This window comes from Lysobacter antibioticus HS124 (assembly GCF_000336385.2).
Classification (GTDB): Bacteria; Pseudomonadota; Gammaproteobacteria; order Xanthomonadales; family Xanthomonadaceae; genus Lysobacter; species Lysobacter firmicutimachus.
This window is the reverse complement of sequence record NZ_HG424460.1, coordinates 1-13701: the sequence shown is the minus strand read 5'-3', so window position 1 is coordinate 13701 and position 13701 is coordinate 1. Positions and strand designations below refer to the sequence as shown.

General features: G+C 62.1%; 31 protein-coding genes. 13 read left to right on the top strand and 18 right to left on the bottom strand.

Annotated features, from left to right (window positions below):
• Nucleotides 1-76: 76 nt before the first annotated feature.
• From TX83_RS04810 to TX83_RS04745, 15 genes are all read right to left on the bottom strand, one after another.
• Nucleotides 77-502, bottom strand: a complete 426-nt coding sequence (locus TX83_RS04810; RefSeq protein WP_075575006.1) for a P27 family phage terminase small subunit — start codon at nucleotides 500-502, stop codon at nucleotides 77-79.
• A 113-nt stretch (nucleotides 503-615) separates the two neighbouring features.
• Nucleotides 616-849 carry an HNH endonuclease gene (locus tag TX83_RS24165; RefSeq protein ID WP_428992542.1) on the bottom strand — a complete coding sequence of 78 codons (234 nt, stop codon included), beginning with the start codon at nucleotides 847-849 and terminating at the stop codon, nucleotides 616-618.
• Between the two features lie 128 nt (nucleotides 850-977).
• Nucleotides 978-1175 carry a hypothetical protein gene (locus TX83_RS04800; RefSeq protein ID WP_064746796.1) on the bottom strand — a complete coding sequence of 66 codons (198 nt, stop codon included), beginning with the start codon at nucleotides 1173-1175 and terminating at the stop codon, nucleotides 978-980.
• On the bottom strand, nucleotides 1172-1450 hold the full coding sequence (locus TX83_RS04795) for a hypothetical protein (protein WP_064746795.1): 279 nt from the start codon (nucleotides 1448-1450) through the stop codon (nucleotides 1172-1174). The genes TX83_RS04800 and TX83_RS04795 overlap by 4 nt, the downstream gene beginning before the upstream one ends.
• Entirely contained in the window at nucleotides 1447-1923 is a 477-nt protein-coding gene (locus tag TX83_RS04790; RefSeq protein ID WP_261370013.1) for an endopeptidase, read from the bottom strand. The genes TX83_RS04795 and TX83_RS04790 overlap by 4 nt, the downstream gene beginning before the upstream one ends.
• Nucleotides 1920-2213 carry a hypothetical protein gene (locus TX83_RS04785; protein WP_064746794.1) on the bottom strand — a complete coding sequence of 98 codons (294 nt, stop codon included), beginning with the start codon at nucleotides 2211-2213 and terminating at the stop codon, nucleotides 1920-1922. The genes TX83_RS04790 and TX83_RS04785 overlap by 4 nt, the downstream gene beginning before the upstream one ends.
• Nucleotides 2213-2641 carry an N-acetylmuramoyl-L-alanine amidase gene (locus TX83_RS04780; protein ID WP_064746793.1) on the bottom strand — a complete coding sequence of 143 codons (429 nt, stop codon included), beginning with the start codon at nucleotides 2639-2641 and terminating at the stop codon, nucleotides 2213-2215. Before TX83_RS04780 ends, TX83_RS04785 begins: the two co-directional genes overlap by 1 nt.
• 253 nt (nucleotides 2642-2894) lie before the next feature.
• Nucleotides 2895-3431 (bottom strand): hypothetical protein, encoded by a 537-nt coding sequence (locus TX83_RS04775; protein ID WP_064746792.1) that lies wholly within the window; start codon nucleotides 3429-3431, stop codon nucleotides 2895-2897.
• Nucleotides 3432-3585: 154 nt separating this feature from the next.
• Nucleotides 3586-3864, bottom strand: a complete 279-nt coding sequence (locus TX83_RS04770; RefSeq protein ID WP_141233353.1) for a hypothetical protein — start codon at nucleotides 3862-3864, stop codon at nucleotides 3586-3588.
• Nucleotides 3865-3905: 41 nt separating this feature from the next.
• Complete coding sequence (locus TX83_RS04765; protein WP_064746790.1) at nucleotides 3906-4265, bottom strand: Ref family recombination enhancement nuclease; 360 nt, start codon at nucleotides 4263-4265, stop codon at nucleotides 3906-3908.
• Nucleotides 4262-5767 (bottom strand): replicative DNA helicase, encoded by a 1506-nt coding sequence (gene dnaB / locus TX83_RS04760; protein WP_075575004.1) that lies wholly within the window; start codon nucleotides 5765-5767, stop codon nucleotides 4262-4264. Before dnaB ends, TX83_RS04765 begins: the two co-directional genes overlap by 4 nt.
• Nucleotides 5764-6672, bottom strand: coding sequence for a hypothetical protein (locus tag TX83_RS04755; protein ID WP_064746789.1), 909 nt, complete (start codon nucleotides 6670-6672; stop codon nucleotides 5764-5766). Before TX83_RS04755 ends, dnaB begins: the two co-directional genes overlap by 4 nt.
• Nucleotides 6669-6977: a hypothetical protein gene (locus TX83_RS22540; RefSeq protein WP_141233352.1), complete on the bottom strand. Its 309-nt coding sequence runs from the start codon at nucleotides 6975-6977 to the stop codon at nucleotides 6669-6671. The genes TX83_RS04755 and TX83_RS22540 overlap by 4 nt, the downstream gene beginning before the upstream one ends.
• A gap of 183 nt (nucleotides 6978-7160) precedes the next feature.
• Nucleotides 7161-7448 (bottom strand): hypothetical protein, encoded by a 288-nt coding sequence (locus tag TX83_RS04750; protein ID WP_141233351.1) that lies wholly within the window; start codon nucleotides 7446-7448, stop codon nucleotides 7161-7163.
• Entirely contained in the window at nucleotides 7448-7909 is a 462-nt protein-coding gene (locus tag TX83_RS04745) for a phage regulatory CII family protein (protein ID WP_064746787.1), read from the bottom strand. Before TX83_RS04745 ends, TX83_RS04750 begins: the two co-directional genes overlap by 1 nt.
• Nucleotides 7910-8044: 135 nt before the next feature.
• Here TX83_RS04745 and TX83_RS24160 point away from each other — a divergent pair, with 135 nt between their 5' ends.
• Nucleotides 8045-8290: a hypothetical protein gene (locus TX83_RS24160; RefSeq protein WP_075575003.1), complete on the top strand. Its 246-nt coding sequence runs from the start codon at nucleotides 8045-8047 to the stop codon at nucleotides 8288-8290.
• 17 nt (nucleotides 8291-8307) lie between these two features.
• Here TX83_RS24160 and TX83_RS04735 read toward each other — a convergent pair whose 3' ends face one another.
• Nucleotides 8308-8550, bottom strand: coding sequence for a transcriptional regulator (locus tag TX83_RS04735; RefSeq protein ID WP_075575002.1), 243 nt, complete (start codon nucleotides 8548-8550; stop codon nucleotides 8308-8310).
• 82 nt (nucleotides 8551-8632) lie between these two features.
• On the opposite strand from TX83_RS04735, the gene TX83_RS04730 reads away from it, so the two are divergent.
• Nucleotides 8633-9325 (top strand): S24 family peptidase, encoded by a 693-nt coding sequence (locus TX83_RS04730; RefSeq protein WP_064746786.1) that lies wholly within the window; start codon nucleotides 8633-8635, stop codon nucleotides 9323-9325.
• A gap of 17 nt (nucleotides 9326-9342) precedes the next feature.
• A complete protein-coding gene (locus tag TX83_RS22535; protein ID WP_141233350.1) occupies nucleotides 9343-9888 on the top strand; it encodes a hypothetical protein in 546 nt (181 codons plus the stop codon).
• A gap of 34 nt (nucleotides 9889-9922) precedes the next feature.
• Here the strand turns inward: TX83_RS22535 and TX83_RS24155 are convergent, their stop codons facing one another.
• A complete protein-coding gene (locus TX83_RS24155; RefSeq protein ID WP_064746785.1) occupies nucleotides 9923-10168 on the bottom strand; it encodes a type II toxin-antitoxin system HicA family toxin in 246 nt (81 codons plus the stop codon).
• 3 nt (nucleotides 10169-10171) lie between these two features.
• Nucleotides 10172-10501: a hypothetical protein gene (locus TX83_RS22530; protein WP_075575001.1), complete on the bottom strand. Its 330-nt coding sequence runs from the start codon at nucleotides 10499-10501 to the stop codon at nucleotides 10172-10174.
• A 439-nt stretch (nucleotides 10502-10940) separates the two neighbouring features.
• Here TX83_RS22530 and TX83_RS04720 point away from each other — a divergent pair, with 439 nt between their 5' ends.
• From TX83_RS04720 to TX83_RS04685, 10 genes are read left to right on the top strand one after another with little or no spacing between them, the layout of a single operon-like run.
• Nucleotides 10941-11171, top strand: coding sequence for a hypothetical protein (locus TX83_RS04720; RefSeq protein WP_064746784.1), 231 nt, complete (start codon nucleotides 10941-10943; stop codon nucleotides 11169-11171).
• On the top strand, nucleotides 11168-11335 hold the full coding sequence (locus TX83_RS23195) for a hypothetical protein (protein ID WP_186442514.1): 168 nt from the start codon (nucleotides 11168-11170) through the stop codon (nucleotides 11333-11335). Before TX83_RS04720 ends, TX83_RS23195 begins: the two co-directional genes overlap by 4 nt.
• Entirely contained in the window at nucleotides 11332-11628 is a 297-nt protein-coding gene (locus TX83_RS04715) for a hypothetical protein (RefSeq protein WP_064746783.1), read from the top strand. Before TX83_RS23195 ends, TX83_RS04715 begins: the two co-directional genes overlap by 4 nt.
• Nucleotides 11625-11843 carry a hypothetical protein gene (locus tag TX83_RS04710; protein WP_064746782.1) on the top strand — a complete coding sequence of 73 codons (219 nt, stop codon included), beginning with the start codon at nucleotides 11625-11627 and terminating at the stop codon, nucleotides 11841-11843. Before TX83_RS04715 ends, TX83_RS04710 begins: the two co-directional genes overlap by 4 nt.
• Nucleotides 11836-12138, top strand: a complete 303-nt coding sequence (locus TX83_RS04705; protein ID WP_064746781.1) for a hypothetical protein — start codon at nucleotides 11836-11838, stop codon at nucleotides 12136-12138. The genes TX83_RS04710 and TX83_RS04705 overlap by 8 nt, the downstream gene beginning before the upstream one ends.
• A complete protein-coding gene (locus tag TX83_RS04700) occupies nucleotides 12135-12473 on the top strand; it encodes a hypothetical protein (RefSeq protein ID WP_064746780.1) in 339 nt (112 codons plus the stop codon). The genes TX83_RS04705 and TX83_RS04700 overlap by 4 nt, the downstream gene beginning before the upstream one ends.
• On the top strand, nucleotides 12470-12664 hold the full coding sequence (locus TX83_RS04695; protein ID WP_064746779.1) for a hypothetical protein: 195 nt from the start codon (nucleotides 12470-12472) through the stop codon (nucleotides 12662-12664). The genes TX83_RS04700 and TX83_RS04695 overlap by 4 nt, the downstream gene beginning before the upstream one ends.
• On the top strand, nucleotides 12661-12837 hold the full coding sequence (locus tag TX83_RS23190) for a hypothetical protein (RefSeq protein WP_186442513.1): 177 nt from the start codon (nucleotides 12661-12663) through the stop codon (nucleotides 12835-12837). The genes TX83_RS04695 and TX83_RS23190 overlap by 4 nt, the downstream gene beginning before the upstream one ends.
• A gap of 2 nt (nucleotides 12838-12839) precedes the next feature.
• Nucleotides 12840-13079 (top strand): hypothetical protein, encoded by a 240-nt coding sequence (locus TX83_RS04690; protein ID WP_064746778.1) that lies wholly within the window; start codon nucleotides 12840-12842, stop codon nucleotides 13077-13079.
• Entirely contained in the window at nucleotides 13079-13327 is a 249-nt protein-coding gene (locus tag TX83_RS04685; RefSeq protein WP_064746777.1) for a hypothetical protein, read from the top strand. The genes TX83_RS04690 and TX83_RS04685 overlap by 1 nt, the downstream gene beginning before the upstream one ends.
• Nucleotides 13328-13701: the final 374 nt, after the last annotated feature.

The following is a 13701-nucleotide window of genomic DNA, read 5'->3' as shown; positions in this document are numbered from 1 at the left end:
CTGGATCAGGCGACCGTACTTCCCTCCTCGGTTCGCCACGGCGTCGCGTGCATACGCGACAGCCACATCAACGTAGTCACCGCTTTTGGGCGGGGGGCTTACCGATCGCCGCGAACGGGTTGTCGGGCTTTTCCGGGTTGCCATTCGGTCTCACTTTGCCTTGCGCAACCGGTGTCAATCCGAAGTCATTCGAGAACCCGCGTAGCTGCGCCACCATCGAAGCGACTGGCGCTTCACCAGCGGCATAGAGCTGGACGATCTTTCCGTGGAGTGCGCACAGCTGGCCGAGGGTGGAAATCCCGGCTTCGGTCAGCAGCTTGTTGGCATGAAGGATCGGGGCCAGGCGGTTCCACTCCTTGATCGCATGCGCATTGGGTAACCAGTCCGGGGGCGCCGGCACATCCGACACGAGCGGCAGATCGACGAGGGGTGGACCATCACGATCGGGCCGAGCGGTCCCCTGCACGACCTTCAGGTTGTGATGCTTCTTGGGCCGGGGCATCCGACCACCCCCGAAAAATCAGATTTTGCGAATTGACGGTGCGAAAAAATGGCTGGGCGGCCGGTGTCCGTTAGGAGGGCTTCCAGACTTTCGGAATCCCCCCCCCTCCCTGTTCATGTTTGTGGAACGCCACCCGGATGCTTTCTGTTCCACGACCCACGTCCGTTGCGACCACGAGATGCCTCTGCCTTCGACTTCTCGTCGTGGCAGCGACTGCACATCAGTTGCAGGTTGCCGAGATCATCTGTTCCGCCTTCAGCCTTCGGAACTCTATGGTCGACTTGAGTGCCCAGGGTGAGGCGGCCATCCGCCTTGCACTTCTGACATAGGAAGGCATCGCGCTTCATCACTTCATCGCGCTTCCGGCGCCACGGGCGACCGCCGCGACCCTTGCCATAGTTCTCATCGGGCTGAAGTATCCGATGAACCCGCGCCAGGTGAGGCATGGGCTTATGCTTCGGTGCGGCCTTAGGCATCACAGCTCCTGTCTCTGATCTCGTTCTGCACCGTCCTCGTGCCCATCCAGTGTCAGCAACTGGGTCGACTCATCCTCATGGCACTGCTCGCTCAGCGCGTCGATGATGCTGGCCTGCAGCGCTGCGCCATGCTCAGCGCGCGCCTCAAGCGCATCCAGTCGCCTCTCAATAGAACGCAACCTCTCAGACAGGCTCATTTCGCTACCTCCTGATCGTCGCCCTCAACCCTATCGGCGACCGCGCTACCAGCGTAGCTGGCGCAGTACTCAAATGTTCTGGCCTCGTCGGCAATCTTGCGGAGGGCACGTTCGGCGCGGCGCAGCTCCTGCTCAGCCAGGCGCAGGTCGTAGGAGGCGATGCGCAGGTCGATGCTCAGCTCGCGCTTACCAGCGTCGAAGCCGTAACAGAACGCGCCAACCAGACCGAGCGCAGTCACTGCGATGAACCCGCCAACGGCTTGGGTAACGTTCACTTGGTCACCTCGGCACGATCGGCCTTCACTTGGGCTTGGAGCCCGCGGACCTGGGCGTCGCACTCGGCAGCGGCTCGAACAATTCGGCCCGCACTTTCCGCTCGGTCTGCGGCTCCTGCATCAGGCTCGCCGCCACCGGCGCCGGCCGCGGACATTCGGGCTTCACAGCCTTCCCAACGCTTCCGCAGGCTGAGGCTGCCAGCGCGCAGGCCAGCAGCAACAGCAGCACCATTCGCTTCTGCATCACGCTTCTCCTGTTCGAACTTGGCGGCGATGGCGTTGGCCTCGTCAGCCCGCCTGCGCTCGTCGGCGATTATCTTGTTGGCGTTGTCGCGCTCGGCGACGGCGGAGTCGCGCTGCTCCACCGCGGCGTCACGTGCCCGCTCGGCCGCAGACAACGAGCCACGCTGCCACAGGACCAGGGCAGCTAGCCCGATCAACAAAGCCAGCAGGACGCGACTCATGATGCTCATGTTGGGACCTCGATTCCGTGGTGGCGAAGCTCGGTTTCGAGCTGGGTCACGCGCAGGCGTAGGGCGAATACCTGGCTTTCGGCCTCGCGCCGGAGCTTGCGCTCTTCGTCCAGCCCCTGCTCCAGGTTCGTCATGCGCGTTTCCTGCGCAGTGATGCGTTCGCCGAGTTGCTGGACCAACGCATCGTTTGCCTTTCCTTCGGCGCTGAAGAACCGCTGCCAAGCGGCCTGGCCCAGCGCCAGCAGCAGCCCGCCGGCGCCGACGGCGTAACCCACCGAATCGCCGTCCATCACTTCGGGTCCAGGCCGCGGGCGCGGCACCAGGCGCGCACGTCGAAAGACGGACAGGCCTTCTTCACGCCTGGGAAGTCGCGGTGCCCCTGGATCTTCGCTTGAGGAAACCGGCTGCGCAGAGCACGCAACTGCATCTCAAGTGCTTCGAACTGGCGCTCATTGAACGTATTGGCAGGCTTGCCGAGCGAGTCCACACCTCCGATCAAGCAGATCCCGATCGTGTCGCGGTTATGCCCCTCAACATGGGCGCCAGGCTCAGCAACCGGCCGGCCAGGTTCGACACTTCCGTCCAGCGGGATCACGAAGTGATACCCGATGCAGACCCATCCCTTCTCCCGATGCCATCGATCGATGTCTGCAGCCCTGAACGGCTTACCGGCGGGAGTCGCGCTGCAATGCACAACCAAAGCAGTGATCTGTCGCATGCGTTGTGGCTCCGCAAACGCAAAGCCCCGCGATCACTCGCAGGGCTTGGTGGTGGTGCTGAGGCGGCCTGTTCGGCCACTCAATTCAGCCGTAACCAGTTGAGCCTTAAGGCTTCTTGGGCGGCCTGTTGGTGGTGCTGAGAAGGCGTTGGAACGAAGAAGCCCCGGCGCTGGGCCAGGGCTTCAGGGACAATTCTTGACAGTACCAATATTCAACAGAATCGGTACGCCCTTTGTCAAGCACTTTCTTGCATCAAGCCGCAACTCTCATCCGCATCCAATCCATTGCCAGCTGTAGCTCGTACTTGTACTGCCTCAAGGACAGTGCCCCGCCATACCCGCGAGACACCCTGCCCGCCTTCATCCGCTGAGTACCCACCCCACAGAACTCCTCCCGCAGCACCTGAGCCCTGACCGGGTACCGGCGCGACAGCGACCGCACCGCGTCGTCAATCCAACGCAGGTCGTCAGGTATGCCCAGGTCCACCACCGCAAAGGTCGTGCTTGGCGGCGAGGCGTCATTCTTTGCAGGGACAGGGTCGCAGGCCCAAGTCGGCACCACGTGCATCCCCTTCACGCCGGCACCGTCTGCCATCAGGCGGCGCCTGGACTCTCCGTCTCGTCCGATGAGAACGCGCAAGGCCCGCTCTTTCGTCCCAGGCGCAAGATCCTTGGCTTTCGCCAAGTAGCTGTCGCCGCCACTCAGCCCATCGTCGTTCGCCGCGAATCGGGTGACGCTGTAGTAGCCCCAGCGCTTCAGCTCTGCCTTCAAGTCGACACCCCCGCTCATGCCGCCTCCTTCAATCGACGCTTGTACCTGGCCTGCCTCTCCCGCTTGATCGCGTCGTGCAACGACTGGGCCGCAGGGATCTCCTTACGCAGAGCCCTGTCCATGTCGTGGAGCTGCTGATCCGTCATCTCCCGTGCCCGCTGCTTTGCCGATTTCATGCCGCTGTCCGGGACTTCGCCGCCCGCCTCCAGTTCTGGACCAGTGCCGCCGCCTCATCCAGGCTCGACACCGCAAACATCCGCTCCCCTCTCCAGTCCCTGTTGAAGGTCTGCTGATTCGCATTCAGCCCGGCCCGGCCGTAGGCCGTATCTGGGTTCTTCACCTCGACGAGATGGTTCACACCCAAGCAACCCACCACCAAGTCGGGAAATCCCGGGATTCCAGCGTGATGCAGCTCCACCACGCTGCAGCCCAATTCCTCGAACCGCTTCACTACCGGGCCATGGTTCGCATCCCGCTTCGCCTTAGGCCGCCTCATGCAGCCTTCCTCAGGTCCAAGATCGCGTTCTGGAACTCGAGCAGGGAGTCATCACTGCCGAAGGCAGCCCGGAACTCCCTGGCGTGGTGATGCAGACTCGGCCCGTAGGTCTGCCGGCCAAGATCAGCGTTCCCGAATGCATTGATCCCGCGGTGGTGCCAGGCGCACAACCCGATCGTGAAGTCATGGCCCCGGCGCTTCTGGCCGTGCTTGCCACCGATCGTCAGGTGATGGATCTCCGGGTACCGGTGGACCTGGCAGTGGAGCCAGCAGGCCACGCACCCGCGCTCCTTGATCAGCTCAAACCGCCGCTGCTGCGCCTTGGTCGGTGCGTTGGTCGATCTGCCTCGCTTCATTGCGGACCCGCCTGCCTATCGGCCGCAGAATTGCCATGCGCGCGTGAGCGGCGCGCGGGAGTCCGGGACGGGTTCGAAGACACCTGATCATCTTCGAACCCGTCGTGGTTATCCTGGGAGAAGCATCCGTTTGCCCCCTTGTAGTTCGGCTTTCCGCCGCTGTAGTCCAGGAACCTTGAGCAGGCCAGGTCGTGTCGAAGGTAGGCGGTATCGGTCCTCCCACTCCGCTGCTTGGCGACAATGGCCTCAGAAATTCCTCGAGCTGACGTCTCCGGGTTGTAGTAGTCCTCCCGATAGAGAAACACGATGACGTCTGCATCCTGCTCGATCGCGCCAGACTCGCGGAGATCGGCCATGCCAGGTCGCTTGTTCTGCCTGGTCTCAGATGCCCGATTCAGCTGGGACAAAGCAATCACCGGGCACTGCAATTCCTTAGCCATCAGTTTCAGGTTGCGCGAAACCTCCCCGACCACCTCAGCCCGATTGACGTCGCGCTTTGCCGGGCCAGATACCAACTGGAGGTAGTCCACCCCGATCCCACGCAGTCGCCGCTTGCCACCCGACGAAGCCTTCAGCTGGGCATTCAGCCGTCTGGCCCTGGCCCGAATCTGGTGAACTGTCAGATCGGCCTGGTCGTCAATGTGCAACCGCATTTCCTTCATGCGCCGCATTGCCTCGGCAATTTGCGGCCACTCCATTTCCTCCACACCGCCCTGCGTCCTCAGGCGTTGCATAGGAACCCCGCTCAGCTTGGACAGTAGCCGTAGGTCAAGCTGGCGCCTGGACATCTCCAGCGAGAACCCTGCGAAATCCCCCTCGTTCTCGGCGATGTCGACGCCTATGTCGAACAGCCAGACCGTCTTTCCCATTCCAGGCCGCCCAGCGCCGATGACCAGATCCCCATCACCAAGCCCGGGGACGATGTCGCGCATAGCCGCCCAGGGAAGCGGGATTCCAGGGCTGATCGTGCCCTCGTAATAGCCCTGAATGTCTTGGTATAGCTCCACGAGGCCAGACCCAACAGGCTGAAGCCCGCCATTACCCCCCCCAACACTGGCGATGTTGTTAACCGCGGCCTGCGCATCGACGACCAGATCGGATCCTGCCCTACCCTCAGGTTGAAAGCCGGAGTTGACCATTTCCGTTCCGACCTCGATGACCGCCCGCGCCAACGCCTTGTCGCGAACGATCTCGGCGTAGGCAGCGATGTTGGCCGCCGACGGCGTGGTGCTGGCCAGCTCGATCAGGTAGGCGCCGCCGGCGACATGCTCGGACAGGCCGCGCGAATCGAACCATTCGCCCAGGGTTACCGCGTCGAACGGTCGGTTCTTTTCAGCCAGTTCACTCACGGCCCGAAAAATCAGCCGATGGTCCCGGCGATAGAAGTCGCCCTCTGAAACCAGGTCTGCAATGTGATCGTAGGCTTCAGGTGCCAGCATCAGGCCGCCCAACACGGCCTGCTCAGCTTCAACGGACTGCGGCGGAACGCGGAGGGAATTCATGCCGCCTGCTCCTGACCAGACGTCGTTTGCTCCTCGGCCTTGCGTTTCTGATCAGCCTCACGCTCGCGCTTCAGCTGCTGTCCTGCCGTGGTCAGCTCACAGGCCTGTTCAGGCGTGAACCACCAGAGCTTGAACCAGTTCCGACGCACGCAGTTCTCGAACTTCTTCCGCCAACCAAGGACGCCGGCCTGAGTCTTCTGGGTGTCCCGGTACTGCCTAGCAAACTCGCGCCATGCGAGCTCGAGGTATTCGCGGGGGATGCCGGAATCGGTGGCGAAGGCGAAAACGGAGTGATCAGCCGGCAACGGGCGCTCACCCTGCTCCCGGCAAGCTTGAACGAACTGCTGGTAGGTAACCCCCTCCCTCTTCCGCCCAGGGGAGCCCCCCGCGGCAGCGGGGGGTTTGGGGGGATTTTGCTTTTGCTCTTCCTGCTTCTGTTCCTGATACTGATACTGGTTAGACGACTGTTCCGAAACCCTTTCGAAACGGTTCGCGAACTCTTCTCTGCTCAGGTCGATCGCCATCTCGTCTGCACACCAGGCCAGGAACTCAGCCCCCCAGGTGCAGCGTGACGGGATCGTCAGGACTAGCTTAGCTGCCGCCTTACGTTGATTTGGGTTCTCCAGCGGGTTCTGTTCCAGGTATCGGCGGATCCAGACCCAATTCGTGACGTCACATCGGGTTGCAAAACCCTTCTCAGACAGTTCACAGAACCCTTTCGAAACCCTTTCGAAACCCCATTGCAAGTCTTCGCTTGCGTAGCCATCAGGTAGCCTGAAGCAACCCGCAATAGTTCGGTGCTTACACGTCAAGAGGTACAGGGCCAACATCCGCCCGTCATCTGACAAGGCCCGCATGTCCTCGCTTTCCCAGAACTTCGCGTAGACCTTGCCGTAGAGGCTCACGACCTGATCTCCCCTGCTTCATCCCTGCTGGTGTCCGGAGGCAGAGCAATGCCCATGGCGGCGGCGAGGCTTTCTCTCCATCTGAATGCCGTTGCGCGGCTCACGCCGAAGCGGTCACAGATCTGGGTTGCATTCGGGAACTGCCTGGTTCTGTGCGCCCAGCAGACAAACCTGAATACGATTTCTACTTGGCGGCTGTCGCAGTTCTTCGGCTGCTGCTGCGGCTCACCTCCAACGCGCATCCCTATCCATCGCGGAGTTACGCGGGCGCCGGTGCCTAAGGACGCTTTGAGATCGATGGTCATGCTTCTAATTCCAGGGGTAGTTGCGGGGTGTGCAGGCGCCGGGCTTCTGCCCTTGCCATCTCTTCTGCTTTCTGCGCTTCGAACTCGACCCGTTCCCGCCAGGTCATCGGCCGCTCGGGGCCTTCCAGCGCCTCGCGCGCTTGCCTGAACCCATCAGGGATCTGGCCGGCTCGGCGCTCCATCTCATCCCGCCTTCTCTGGCGTCTTGGTGGGCTGCCAATGACACTCCGACCACTCCACCGGCTTCATCCCCTCGGGAATGATCGGGTCCCATTGCTCGCCCACGATCTGCGCGATCGTCCCTGCCGGCTGCTGCTTGCCATCACTGCCGATGAACGGCTGATCGACTTGGATCGTGTGGTCGTGCCGGTCCGGTAAATTCGGCGGGTCAGGCACCACAATCCCGGTCATCCCGATCCACGCCTTACCGCGTGTCTTCTTGATCCTGGTTCCCGGCTTGAACTTAGCCATCACGCCGCCCTCAGTTGCCGAGGCCTACTCGCCTCGTGGTGCGCCCGCGCCGAACTCACCAGGCGCAGCACCAAGGCCTGCACGCTGGCGCCGATCGCCTCGAACTGCTTCAGCTCGTTCGAGGTGATCACCCCGTCAGCCAATGCCTGCTGCAACGTCAGCGCCAGCTCCCCAAATCCGCCTTGCGCGGCCAAGCTCGAGGTCAGCAGGTCCGCGCCCTCTTCCGCTTCGGCCGGCGTCGCCACGAAGCCATGGGCGGCATTGAGCGCATGCAGGATCCGGTAGTCGCCGGTCAGTCCCATGAGCTCGTCTGCCTCCTGCAAGGTCAGATGGTTGCGGTCGCTGTTCGGGTTCACCTTCCCCCGGAGCAGCGCCCCACTCATCCCCATCCGCGGCGCCAGTGCCTCTGCCCCGCCGGGGTAGCTCTTCACGGTCTGGTGTGCTGCGTCGCTGACATTCATCGCTCGATCTCACGAATGGAGACTGTGGATTTGCTGTGCCGCACCATTGCGGCATGGAGAACTGCTCAGGGAAGTGGAGCCGGTCTGCCGGTGTAGGCTCGGGACTGCCCAGCCCAACCCACACCGGAGACCGACATGACGGACGACCTACCCCTGCGCCCCGTATCAGGCTGGGATCTCCGAACCATCCCCGCATACGGCGCGGTCGCGCTCACGCTGCATTACCTCGTGAGCCCGATGGAGACAGCTGCGCAATCTCATCGATCGCCAAATTTCGTGTTTCAAACAGCTCAACTTCGCGAGCTGGGACAAGCCATGATCCAGGCGGCAGACAGGGCGGAAACCGCCGGGATGTCAGCGCCGGCAGGTCCAACGAACTGATCGCCAAGGCGGCCATCTCAAGCCGCCTCCTCTGCCGAGGGTTCGTCGTTCGCAGGCTTCGGGCCGAAGATGTCGGGGCGAAGGTCGTGACAGGTCACTTGACCGCCGGTGGCCATCTCAATCGCTCGACATCGTTTTGCCGGAACCACACCGCGGCTGTACCAACCAGATATCGAAGGCGACTTGACGCCGATGGCGTCTGCAAGCGCCTTCTGGCCAGACAAGATGGCGATGGCGCGATCAAGGGGTTCTGTACTCATGGCGATGATTAGCCCACAGCTAACGGAAGATCGCAAGCCCGCAGCGAACACTTTCCGATTAGCGGTCGGCTAATCTCAGCCGATGGATATCGCCGCCATACGAAAACGAAATCTGGCGTATGTTGTGTCCGCGCTAAAGAGGCGCGGTGCGACGACGCGAACGGCCCAGGGCGCGCGCCTTGGCGGCCTGGCCCCCTCCTACCTGTCCCAGCTGCTTGGCGGCAAGTTCATGGGGGAGGAGGTTGCTAAGAAGATCTCGATTGCTCTCGGCCACGACGGCGGCTGGATGGATAGGCCGCAGTGGGAAGACGCATCTTCGGATATGACGGTCGTCACATCCGATGAGACCCCGCCCGGATACGTTCGCTTCCAGTTGCTGGACGGAGCTGCAGGCATGGGCGACGGGGTCGAGAATGAAGACTACCCAGAAGTCATCCGGGAGGTTGATATCGCAGGCTGGGAAGTCCGGCGGAAGCTGGGATCAATTCCTAGATCTGGGCGGATCAAACTGCTTACCGGCCGCGGCCCATCAATGCGCCCAATGATCGACAACGGCGACGTTGTGATGGTTGACACAGAGGTCAACGGGTTCGATGGGGACGCTGTCTATGTGATCAACATTGGGGGCGAGACCCTGATCAAGATGCTGCAGATGCGTGGAGACGGCTTGTATGTCGTGAGCGCAAACCCAGACTACCCGGCCTACAGGATAGAGCGCGAGGGAATTGTTGTTGGGGGGAAGGTGGTATCAGTGCTTGGGATAAAATCAGTCTGACAATCAAGGGGGTAGCCGTGAAATGGATTCTTCTTGGCGCATCGATCGCAGTCTCGACAACCGCATGCGCTACGACATCATCGGCGCCATATCGGACGCCGCAGGCAACAATCAGCGGCACGACGACTGAAGCAGTGAAGATGCACTTGGTGCAACGCTGCGTTAATGGCGGTGGAGCAATAGAAGAGAACACTGCTCATCAGGTGATATGTAGCAGCCCAATGGATGATTCCTTCAGATCCCTTATGTACCGCGCTCTTGCAACGCCAGCGAACTCGACCAATCCAGAGATGAAGGTCAGATACAGCTTTGTTGAGAATGCTGGACAGGTTTTTGTCTCAATGGACATGTTCCTGCAGAACCAGACGGCCTTTGGCCGCGTTGATAGGAAGCCCATTACAAATGGAGACATCGCGGCTAAGGCGCAGACCGCACTAAACGAGATCAAGTCGCAGCTTGAGGGCCTACAGCATCCAATGGAAGGACTTGGGGCAAGCCCGTTTCCAAATGCGGCTAAGCAGAACGAGGACTGCATTTCTTGTAGGAATCTGCGGATCAAATAGCCAAACAAAAAGCCCCGCATTGCGGGGCTTTTGTCTAGAGGCTCGCCAAGATCTCGTAGAACTGCTTTTTGGTGATACCCATCGGGTTGATGATCCAAGCTAGCGCCTGGTCTTTGAACGGCGCGTTGTTGTCGTCGACGATAACGACTCTACGTTTACCGTTCTCATCCTTGACCCACTTGACGTGACTCGTCCCGTTCTGAGGACGCTTCTCGTATCCAAGGTGCTTTAGGACGGCTTCAACTTCCCGGGTTCCAACCGGAGGAAAGTGTCCGCCCATGCATTAGGCGCAAGTCGCAGGAATCGACATATGTTCTTTGACTGCTCTACGGCGCTTCGACTTTCGGTGCCGAAGAACCTGCTGGAACATCGTCCAGTAGAACTTGGCCCAGTACTTTAGCGGTGCGCGGCGATTCAGCAGTTGATTGGCATACGCACGATCTTGGCCAACGAGCGCATCTGACACATAGTCGCGGATTTGCGAATCCAGTTTGCGGTGCGCTTCTTCAAGCGAACGAGCCTGCGTGACCAGCGTGAAGTCCAGGCAAAAGCCGAGCCACTGATCGCCGTCTCGCTCGAAATAGCAGCTTACCAAATTGGGTTTCTGGCTCATTGTTGGACCTCCCCCCGGAGGCGTTACACCCTAGTTACGGCGCGAACATTAGCAAAGCCTACGTTCTGACGCGTGAAGCGATCTTAGGAATTGAGACGATCATTCATCGAACGCTTTGACCCAAATTGACGAGGTTTGGCGCGAGTCTCGGCCACGTCGAAACAGTGCCAATTAAATCAATGACTTGTTGACGAAGCCGTCAACTACAGGGTCGCCGATCGGCGTCGCTCACCCTCAGATCGCCCAGAGGCGCCCAGCGTGAACGGTCTTTCGAGGTAGCCGAAAGGCGCGTCTCCCTCCCCTGTCTTCCTTGTGCCCCCGCTGACCCACCGGGTCGCGCCTACGACTACCGTTCGTCTGGAACTAAAAATTAGCTGTTGACTAACGTTAGCTATTGGCTAACTATGCCTCCCATGGCCCTCGGCCACTGGAGGCAACAGTGAACACCATCCGTAACACCGGGAGCCCCGGCTCCCTTCGCCACCCCCTGTGGATCCGCGCGAACTGGATCTGGGCTGAGCTCAAGCAGCTCGAGACCGCCCTCCGGGCCTCTGGCCTGGACATCGCCGCCAACGAGGTCTCTACCTCGATCCTCTACACCAACAAGGCCGTCGTCCTCCTGCAGGACGCCGCGCCGGTGGCCGAACAGGGCCAGGACGGTGCGCCGTGAGCCGCCTGACCGCCGACTACTTCCTGTCGCAGGCCGATGCCGCGGCTGCGCAGCGGGCCGACACCTACGAGTACGTGCAGCCGTCCGAGTCGCTGGCGAAGTCCGCGGCGCTGGCTGAGGCGCAGCGCGAGGCTGCTGAGCTGGCGGCCGAGGTGGCGGCATGAGCGCTCACAAGCCACACCGTGACGAAGTCGAGAATGCTGAAGCCGTGGTCGACCGGCTTGAGCGCGCCACCGACGCCGAGTTCGACGCCCACCCGGAGGCTGAGACCTCCTCCGTCCTGAGCTGGGGGCGGGAGTACCCCCGCCTGCACGCCCTCACGATGGTCCAGGGATCTGTCTCCGGCTGGTTGCATGTTGTGCGCGAGTTCGGGAGCGTCCGCCGCAGCCTGGACGACTTGCTGGCCGACGAGCGCGCCAAGTACCCGCTGGCCTTTGGCAAAGGCGGTGCGGCATGAGCGCCGGGGCTGTGGATGTGCTGCCTAACAGCAAGTGGCGCCGGAAGTCGGACCACGCCGGGAAGCCCGCTATCGCCACTGTGCTCTGGTCGCGCGACGGCTACGTCCGGTTCCACGCGCCGTGGACGGCGAAGGGCATTACGGGCAAGGCGATGGACGCCTTTCTTGCCCACTACCAGCCGGCATCTGACCAGGAGGCCCGCCGCCATGGCTGAGCCCACTGTGGATGTGCGCGGCGTACTTCAACAGTTGATCCGCGACACAGCGGCCGAGGGCCTCGAGCATTTCCAGGCGATGGCGGCCGACGCCGCCCTGGCCGAGCTGATCGAGGCGGATCGGGAGTACGACGCGGCCCTGGCGGCCTACAACGCCTGCGAGCCGGTGCGGCCGTGGCACTCGCCCGCCGTGACTCGGGAACTCGCCGGCTACCGCAGGAAGGCCCGCGAACGGCTCAAGGCCGCCAAAGCCCGCCGGGCTGCCGCCCTCGCCCGCGTCGGGGGTGCGCCATGACCGCGCCCAAGTTCACGCCGGGGCCTTGGGTGGTAGACGAGTACGAAGGTGCGCAGAGCGCGTCGGGCGAACTCATCATGTGGTTTGGAGGCTACGGTGATGCGGGCTGTATCGTGAAGGATGCCGACCGAGCGTTGATCGCCGCGGCGCCGGAGCTGTATGAGGCGCTGGCACCGTTCGCAGAGTTCGAGCGTGTTCGCAACGCGATGGGTGGCAACACCGCAAAGGACGGTGTGCTATGGGCGGTCAACTCGTCTGCTGGCAGCGCCGAAATCACGGCCGAGGATCTGCGTCGTGCAATTGCCGCCCTCGCCAAGGCCCGGGGTGAGTCGTGACGTCCGCCGAATCCCTGGAACGCGCCCGCCAGGCCTGGGCCAAGTTCTTGAAGAGCGAGGCCGAGATGGGCCGACTGCGCGGCTACCCCCACATGTCGCGCCCGATGAAGGACGCCTTCGCCGCCGCAAGCAACCGCTACACCGAGGCGCGCGAAGAGCTGATTCGGATTCTAGGGAGGCAGTCCGCATGAACACGCTGCTGCAACGCCTCGACGAAGACATGGCCGAGATCTTCGGCACCGAGAAGCCTCAGCTCTATCGGGACATTCCGCGCCCGGTCTCCCCTCAACCGCTGTTCCCTGTCGTCGAAGTGCCCGAGGACCGCTCGGACTTCACCCGCGACGACGCCTCAACCGGAGTCTGATCATGGGCACCGTCACCGAATTCCCCACCAACCCGAAAACCCTGCACGTCATCCGCAAGGGCATCAACGAACGCGCCAGAAACACCGGCGTCAGTGACGACATCCGGCGTCACGCCATCTCCATTGGGCTGTCCGCTGCCATGCACGGGCGATCGGTCGGCGGCGCGATCCAAGAGGGCTGCAACTATCTCCGTCGCGCCATCCACAGCGGTTTCAGCTCCAACGGGCCGGAGGCGGCGTGATGCGCACCATTTCCGCAACCGTCGAGACCTACGTCGAGGCCGAAGTTGATGTCGACGTCGATACCCTGGTTTCGAACCTCACCCCGGAACAGGCCCAGGTCGTAGCAGACCGTGCGCGGTCCCAATGCGGTGACCCCGAAGCCAGCCGGTACATCGAACGGGCATTTCTCGCACTCAAGGGCCTGAGCAATCCGCCCAGGGAGCTCGTTGACTTGTTCTGGCATGTCTACGGGAGGGCCATCGCGTGATTACCGTCCACATCGGATTCTGCGTGGGCCTGTTCGTCCTCGGCATGGTCTGCGGCGCCGTCCTCTTGATCGCCTTCGCGGCCATGGAGGACTGAGCATGTCAGCCCGCCAGATCGTCCTCGGCATCATCGAGTCCATGGATGTATGCGACGCGACCAGGTCGCATGAGGCCAGCCCTGCAGCGCGCCTTCGCGCAAGAGCCAGGGAGCGCCGGGCAGTCCGCGTCGTCCTGATCTGCACAGCCGGCTTGCTGGTGTTGTCCGCAATCGCGGTCTCCCTGCCCTAAGCCACCCAACCTCTACATCAAATCTGGACCCACTATGTTCTTTCGCAACCTGACGTTCTTCCGCTTTCCCACCAGCCACGACTTCAGC